The sequence below is a fragment of the Streptomyces sp. NPDC018964 genome (assembly GCF_044390325.1).
Classification (GTDB): domain Bacteria; phylum Actinomycetota; class Actinomycetes; order Streptomycetales; family Streptomycetaceae; genus Streptomyces.
This window is the reverse complement of record NZ_JBIRYZ010000002.1, coordinates 242311-249662: the sequence shown is the minus strand read 5'-3', so window position 1 is coordinate 249662 and position 7352 is coordinate 242311. Positions and strand designations below refer to the sequence as shown.

At 73.4% G+C, this 7352-nt stretch carries 6 protein-coding genes; 1 reads left to right on the top strand and 5 read right to left on the bottom strand.

Translation table 11 applies throughout. From position 1 onward, the window contains the following. Positions 1 to 127 precede the first annotated feature (127 nt). The 3 genes from ACH5AO_RS03925 to ACH5AO_RS03915 form a co-directional block, all read right to left on the bottom strand. Entirely contained in the window at positions 128 to 1582 is a 1455-nt protein-coding gene (locus tag ACH5AO_RS03925; protein ID WP_398921479.1) for a cellulose binding domain-containing protein, read from the bottom strand. Positions 1583 to 1688: 106 nt separating this feature from the next. Continuing rightward, a complete protein-coding gene (locus tag ACH5AO_RS03920) occupies positions 1689 to 3101 on the bottom strand; it encodes a sensor histidine kinase (protein WP_398921477.1) in 1413 nt (470 codons plus the stop codon). Further along, entirely contained in the window at positions 3098 to 3826 is a 729-nt protein-coding gene (locus ACH5AO_RS03915; protein ID WP_398921475.1) for a response regulator transcription factor, read from the bottom strand. The genes ACH5AO_RS03920 and ACH5AO_RS03915 overlap by 4 nt, the downstream gene beginning before the upstream one ends. 110 nt (positions 3827 to 3936) lie before the next feature. Here ACH5AO_RS03915 and ACH5AO_RS03910 point away from each other — a divergent pair, with 110 nt between their 5' ends. Next, a complete protein-coding gene (locus ACH5AO_RS03910) occupies positions 3937 to 4494 on the top strand; it encodes a hypothetical protein (protein WP_398921473.1) in 558 nt (185 codons plus the stop codon). Positions 4495 to 4515: 21 nt separating this feature from the next. Here the strand turns inward: ACH5AO_RS03910 and ACH5AO_RS03905 are convergent, their stop codons facing one another. Both ACH5AO_RS03905 and ACH5AO_RS03900 read right to left on the bottom strand, forming a co-directional pair. Then, on the bottom strand, positions 4516 to 5715 hold the full coding sequence (locus ACH5AO_RS03905; RefSeq protein ID WP_398921471.1) for an FAD-dependent monooxygenase: 1200 nt from the start codon (positions 5713 to 5715) through the stop codon (positions 4516 to 4518). A gap of 123 nt (positions 5716 to 5838) precedes the next feature. Then, positions 5839 to 7350, bottom strand: a complete 1512-nt coding sequence (locus tag ACH5AO_RS03900) for an MFS transporter (RefSeq protein ID WP_398921469.1) — start codon at positions 7348 to 7350, stop codon at positions 5839 to 5841. Positions 7351 to 7352 lie beyond the last annotated feature (2 nt).

The window sequence follows — 7352 nt, the reverse complement described above, 5'->3', positions numbered from 1 at the left end:
GGTTTTGGGGGGGGGCCGGGGGGGGGGGGGGGGGGGGGGGGGGGGGGGGGGGGGGGGGGGGGGGGGGCCCGGGGGGGGGGGGGCGCGGCACCCTAGGGGAGTGCCGCGCCCCGTTTCTTGGAGCGGCTCACTCGTAGGCCGCGAACGCCTTCGTGAACGCGAACTCGTCCTGGAGGATCGAGCTGCAGGTGGGGTCGGCGGACGGCTTGGTGCCGCCGGCGCACTGCTGGTCGCGGGTGCCGGACCACATGGACAGCCAGCCGAGGCCCTTGGACTTGGCGAAGTTCACCAGCTGGGTGGCGTCGTCGACCTTGAAGACCTCGGTGACGACGTCGTTGACGCCGATCATCGGGGTGACGGCGACCGTCTTCCACGCCTCGGCGTCGCTCAGTCCGAGGACGCCCTTGATCTGGGCCTGGGTGGCGGTGGCGGCCTGCTCGGCGTAGGTGCCCATGTCGCCGCTGTACGCCGGTCCGTAGTCCATCGCCATGATGTTGACGGCGTCGATCCGCACGCCGTTCTTCTTGGCGTCGGCGAGCAGGTTCACGCCGTCCTGGGTGAGGCCCTCCGGCATCACCGGGAGGGTGAAGGAGACGTCCAGGCCGGGGTGGGCCTTCTGGAGCGTGGCGATCGCCTGGGCGCGGCGGGTGTTGGCCGCCGCGTCGGGCAGGGCGCCGCCCTCGACGTCGAAGTCGACCTTGGTGAGCTTGTAGGTGTCGACGACCTTGGTGTAGGCGGCGGCGAGCGCGTCCGCCGAGGCGCAGGTGGTGCCGAGTTCGGAGCCGGCCGCGCCGCCGAAGGAGACCCGGACGTCGCCGCCCCGGGCGCGCAGCGCGCCGATCTGGTCGGCCACCGCGTTGTCGCCGAGGCCGCTGACGCCGCCCCACTTGGGGGTGCAGCCGCCGCCGTCGGTGATGAAGGCGAGGTTGTAGTTCTTCACGCCGGTCGCCTCGGCGCTCGCGACCAGGTCGAAGGCGGGGAAGAGGGAGGTGTCGACGTAGGGCGCGAAGCCGGCGGCGGTGCCGTTGCCGGTGCCGGTGGACTCGGTGGGTTCGGCGGTCGGCTCCTCGGGCCGGGTCGGCTCCTCGGTGGGGGTGGGCTCCTGGGTGGGGGTGGGGGCGTCGGTGGGACGGCCGCTGGGCTCCGGCGTGGGGCCGCTGTCCGCGGAGCACTTCGCGCCGTCGACCAGGCAGCCGGCCGGGTCGCCGGTGCCCTTGGCGACGAAGCCGACGGTGACGGACTCGCCGGCGGCCAGGCCGTCGGTGTCCCACTTGGCCGGCCGCACGGTGACGTGCCGGCCGCTCACACCGGCCTCGGCGTTCCACAGCGAGCCGAGCTCGGTGCCGGCGGGCAGGTCGAACTCCAGCTTCCAGTTCTGGTTCCGCTCGCCGCTGTTGTTGGTCACCACGTACTGGGCGGTGTACCCAGTCGACCACTCGCTGGTCCTGGTGTACGCCGCGCCCACGCCGGCCGCCTGGGCGGTGCTGGTGAACAGGAACGCGCCGCCGCCGGCGACGGCCGCGGCGGTCACCGCGCCGATCGCCTTGTTCCTGCCGCTGATCCTGCGCCGGTGCGTGCTCATCGCGTGCCTGCCTTCGTTGCCGTTCGGGGGGTGCGGCAGCACGCTAGCGAGCCGGATTCGGACAAAGTTCCTGATCCGGAAGGCCGTCGAGGATCTTAGGGTGCGCTTAAGGAAGGGATCGGGGCCGGTTAAAGGACGCCACCAGCCGGCCCGGTCCGCGCCGCCGCCGCACGCTCCCGCGGTGCCCGCGCCGCCGGGGCGCCCGTTCGCGTCCGTCGAGCTGGATCCAGATCCGCACCTCGGTCCCGCCGAGCACGGACGAGCCGATCCGTACGTCCCCGCCGGTGGACTCGGCGAGCCGGCGCACGATGTCCAGACCGAGCCCGGTGGAGCCGTCGCTGCCGGAGCCCCGGCCGCGGGCCATCGCCGCCTCGGGGTCGGGTATGCCGGGGCCGGCGTCGGAGACCAGCACGATCACCGCGTCCTCGCCGTTGTGCACGTCGACCGCGAACGCGGTGCCCTCGGCGGTGTGCCGGAAGACGTTGCCGAGCAGCGCGTCGAGGGCGGCGGCCAGGTCGGTGCGGGCCACGGGGATGCGCACCGGCCGGTCGGCGCCGGCCACCCGCCACTTGCGGCCCTCGTCCTCGGCGAGCGCCGACCAGAACGCCATCCGCTCGCGCACCACTTCGGCCGCGTCGCAGCCGGCGCCGGGCCCGGCGGCCGCCGTCTGCGGTTTCGCCTCGCGGGCGGTGCGGATGATGGTGTCCACCTCCCGCTCCAGCTGTTCGACCGCCGTCCTGGTCTGCTCGGCGGCCGGACCGTCGCCGAGGGAGGCGGCGTTGAGCCGCAGCACGGTCAGCGGCGTACGCAGCCGGTGGGAGAGGTCGGCGGCCAGTTCCCGCTCGTTGGCGAGCAGTTGGACGACCTGGTCGGCCATGGAGTTGAACGCCACCGCCGCCAGCCGCAGTTCGTGCGGCCCCTCCTCGGGCACCCGGGCGCCCAGCTTCCCCTCGCCCAGTTCGTGCGCCCCCTCCACCAGCCGCTGCGCGGGCCGCACCATCCGTACGCCCAGCCGGTCGGCGACCGCGACCGAGCCGAGGATCAGCGCGACCCCGACCCCGGCGAGCACCGCCCAGGCCGTGCCGACGCCGTTGGTGACCTCGGACTCGGGCACGAACACCTCGACGACGGCGATCTCACCGCTGCTCAGCGCGACCGGCTGGAGCAGGGCCGAGCCGCCGGTCACGGGGGAGGTGGAGACGCGCCCCAGTTCCCGCACGGCCGCGATGTCCTCCTCGGTGGCCCGCCGCTCCCCCATGTCGAGGGACTCGCCGCCGTCGCCGGCCGGGATGTGCACGGCCATCGCGGCGTCGGAACCGACGGAGGCGACGACGCGTTCGAGCTGGTCGCGGTCGGTGGTGATGGACAGCGCGGGGGCGACGGCCGCCGCCTCCCGCTCGGCGTTGGAGAAGGCACGGTCACGGGCCATCTCCCGGATGACCAGACCGAGCGGCACCGCGAAGGCGACCACGACCATCACGGTCACCGCCAGCGACACCTTCACCAGGGCCCATCTCATCGCGGCGGCTCCGCTCCGGGCATGTGCGGCGCCTGCGCGGCGGGGGGCTCCAACTTCACGCCGACGCCCCGCAGGGTGTGCAGGTAGCGGGGCCGGGCGGCGGTCTCCCCCAGCTTCCGGCGCAGCCAGGACAGGTGGACGTCGATGGTCTGGTCGTCGCCGTAGGACTGCTGCCACACCTCGGCGAGCAGTTCCCTGCGGGGGACGACCACACCGGGGCGTCCGGCGAGGAAGGCGAGCAGGTCGAACTCGCGCCGGGTCAGGTCGAGGCGTACGCCGTCCAGTTCGGCCTGGCGGCGCAGCGGGTCGACGGTCAGGCCGCCGACCCGGATGACCGGGGAGGGCGCGGCCTCCCCTCCGCCGGCCCGGGCCCGGCGGAGCACGGCCGACATCCGGGCCGAGAGGTGCTCCACCGAGAAGGGCTTGGTCAGATAGTCGTCCGCGCCGGCGTTGAGGAGCCGTACGATCTCGGTCTCGTCGTCCCGGGCGGTGGCGACGATCACCGGTACGTCGGTGATGCCGCGCAGCATCTTCAGGGCCTCGGAGCCGTCGAGGTCGGGCAGTCCGAGGTCGAGGACGACCACGTCGAAACGGTGATGGGCGACCTCGCGCAGCGCCTCCAGCGCCGTGCCCACACTGCGCACGGTGTACGAGGCGTCGGTGAGCTGCCGGATGAGCGCCGAGCGGACGAACTGGTCGTCCTCGACCACGAGAACACTTGCCATGCGCCGCACCGTACGCCATGCCGGGCGGAGCGGGCGCGGGCCTGTGGACAACTCCGGAAACCTCCGCGGCCACGACACTCCTGAGGTGGATGAGGCAGTATGGCCCGACGATGCGCAGAGGACTCGTACACGTACTGGCCTGGCTGCTCGCCACGGGCGCGGCGGTCACGCTGTCATGGTGGGGTGTCAGCACGGTGATGGAGGGCACCGCCTACGACCCGCCCCGTGCCCTGCCCATCGCGGCGGCCGGGGAGAAGTCGCAGGCGGTGTCGTCCTCGACGCGGCGGCCGCCGGAGGCGGAGCGGCGTTCGAAGGAGCCGGCGGAGGCGCGGAGGCCGTCGGCGAAGCCCGACGTGGCGTCGTCCCCCGCACCGGAGCCGAAGCCGTCCCGGACCTCCGCGCCCCCGCCCTCCCCCTCTCCCTCCCTCACCGCTCCGGCCGCCTCCGGCCAGGTGAAGGGCTACGACACCGAGGGCGGCCGGGCGGTGTTCGACCTCGGCGAGACCTCCGCGTCGCTGGTGTCGGCGACACCGGGGGCCGGCTGGTCGATGCAGGTGTGGAAGACGGAGTCGTGGATCCGGGTGGAGTTCTCCTCGGGCGCGGACCGGGTGTCGGTCTTCTGCACCTGGCACGACGGGCCGCCGCGGGTGGAGATCGGAACGTACTGAGGGGTGTCCGGCCCTTCCCGGTCAGTCCCCGAAGGGTTCGGGCAGGGTGAGGGCGGTGTGGGCCGGGCGCCCGGTCCGCGGCGGCGGGGCGGTGAGGCCGCGCAGTCTGCCGTTGCGTTCCTCCAGGGCTTCGGCGGTGACGGGGAAGAGCGATCCGCCGCCCTCACCGACCTGCGCCTGGTTCAGTTCGACGAATCCGCGGACGTCGCGTTCGTAGGCGGCGAAGGCCGCGGTGTGGTCGCGGTGGGCGGCCAGTGATCCGGCGAGCACGTAGGCGCCGACCAGGGCGAGGCTGGACCCCTGCCCGGTCAGGAACGACGGGGCGTGGGCGGCGTCGCCGAGGAGCGCGACCCGGCCGCGGGACCAGCGCGGCATGCGGATCTGGCCGACGGTGTCGAAGAACGGGTCGTCGGCGTGGCGCAGGGCGGTGAGCACGGCCGGGACCTCCCATCCGTCGCCGGCGAAGGTGCGGGCGACGAGGTCGTGTCGTGCCTCGGGGTCGCGGAGGACCTCGTACGGCGGTTCGGGGCGGGCGAAGGTGAGGAATGCGTGCAGTTCGTCGCTGTCCCCGACCGCGTAGAGCGCCGCGGCCCTTCCCGGGGTGTTCCAGAGGAGCACCTCGTGGGAGAGCCCGAGGGTGTTGGGCATGGTGAACACGGCGAAGCAGTACCCCAGGTAGCGGTGGAACCGCCGCTCGGGGCCGAACACGAGCTCCCGGGTGCGCGAGTGCAGTCCGTCCGCGCCCAGGACCACGTCGAAGCCGCGCCGCAGGCCGCTGCGGAAGGTGACGTCGACGCCGTGCTCGTGTTCCGTGAGCGTGTCGACGGAGTCGTCGAACACGAACTCCACCTCGTCGCGGACGGTCTCGTACAGGATGTCCGCCAGGTCCCCGCGCGTCACCTCGACGTCGCGTCCCTCGACCCCGCCGGCCACCGCCTGTGGGTGAACCACCGCCACCTCGCCGCCGTCGGCGTCGAGGAAGGTCAGCCGGCGCGACGCGATGTGCGCTTCCCGCAGCCGCGGCAGGATCCCCATCCGGCGGGCCACCTCCACCGCGGTGCCGCGCACGTCGACCGGGTATCCGCCGCCCCGCGGCGCGCCGGCCTTCTCCACCACGGTCACCTCGAATCCGTACCGCCGCAGCCAGTACGCCACGGCGGGACCCGCGATGCTCGCGCCGGACACCAGGACCGTGCCTTTCGGTGCGTTTCCCGTGTTCATGCGTCAACTCCCTTGACTGTATTGATCAATACGAAATGTTCCGGGGAACGCGGAGACCGGCTCGGACCGCCTCGTACGCGGGGAAACCGTCGTCCGCTTCCGTGGGTCTTCTCGGGGGGGCCGTCACGCCGTGTCCCGCGCGGGGCCGGGCGACGGCGTGCCGCGGCCATGGCGTGTGCTCCGCACGAGCAGGACGGCCAGCACCGCGGCGAGCGTGAACGCGCCGGAGGCGAGCGCGACGTAACCGAACACGCCCGTGGCCGAGTTCACCGTCTCGCCGTCGACGACCACGGCGGTCGACTCGAGCACGGCCGCGCCCACGAAGTCCAGCACCACCGCCCCGATCGAGACCATGACCATGACCAGGCTGGAGACGATGCCCTGCCGTTCGGGGGCGGCCAGGCCGCCCGCCATGTTGAAGCCGGACGTCCCGAGCGCCCCCACCGTGACGCCCAGCAGGAATCCGCAGCAGAGCGCGACGGGGAGCCGGGAGACCCCGAGGAACATCCCGAGGGTCACCACCGTTCCGAGCATGACCGCCCCGGCCAGCGTCGTGGCCGGTCCGACGCGTGCGGCGAGCCATCCGGCCGCCGGGCCGCCGAGCGTGACGCCGAGTCCCGGCGCCGCCAGCAGCAGTGCCACCGATCCCTGGCCGGCGAGCCCGTACCCGAGGTCCTGGCCCGCCGGGACGTCACCGACGAGGGGGATGAGCTGGAGCATGCTCTGGTAGGAGCCGGCGGCGAGGAAGACGACGAGGAGGGTGAGCACCAGGGGCCCGCCGAGGTTCCTGACGTCGATCAGGGGGTCGGGTTTCCGGCTCGAGACCAGGAACCACCTGGCCAGTGCCGCGACGCCGCCGACGAGGAGGGCCAGCGGGCCGCCGGCGAGCCAGCCGAGGGCCGAGCCCAGACTGACGTAACCGAGCACCCCGGCGAGACCTCCGCCGAGGAGGAGGGCGCCGCCGACGTCGATCCTGCCCGGTGTCCTGACCGGGGATTCGGGAACGACGGCGCGCACGCAGACCGCCATCACCGCCGCGACAGCGGCCGACAGGAGGAACAGGACCTGGAAGCCGGACTCCGCGGCCAGTTCCTCGACGAGGAAGCGGGAGGCGATGTTGAGCACCGCGGAACCCGAGGTCACGACGCCGACGACGATCATCGCGGTGCGGGGCGCGCAGACGCTCCGGACGATCGCGACGGAGAGGAACACGGCCGCCAGGGCCGCCCCCTGCAGCACACGCCCCACCACGAACACCCAGAGGCCGGGCGCCACGGCGCACACGAGGGCGCCCAGGCAGCTGATGAGCAGCGTCAGCACGAGCACCCTGCGCCTGCCGTGGATGTCGGCGCTCTTCCCGAGCAGGGGCGCCCACAGCACCCCCGCCAGCATCGCGGTGGCGTTGAGCCACGCCGCCTGACCGGTGCCGAAGTGGTCGAGCATCTCCGGGAGGACGATCAGCGGCGCGGTGACGGCCGAGTCGACCACGAAGTTCACCAGGGCCAGGACGACCACCAGGCCGACGAGCCGCCCGCGCCCTCTCGTGCCCGCTCCGGTGCCGGTGCCTGCCGCGCCGGTGCTTCCGGCGTCCGTGCTTGTGGTCCTGCTCTTCTGCTGCATGGGGGACTCCTGCATGG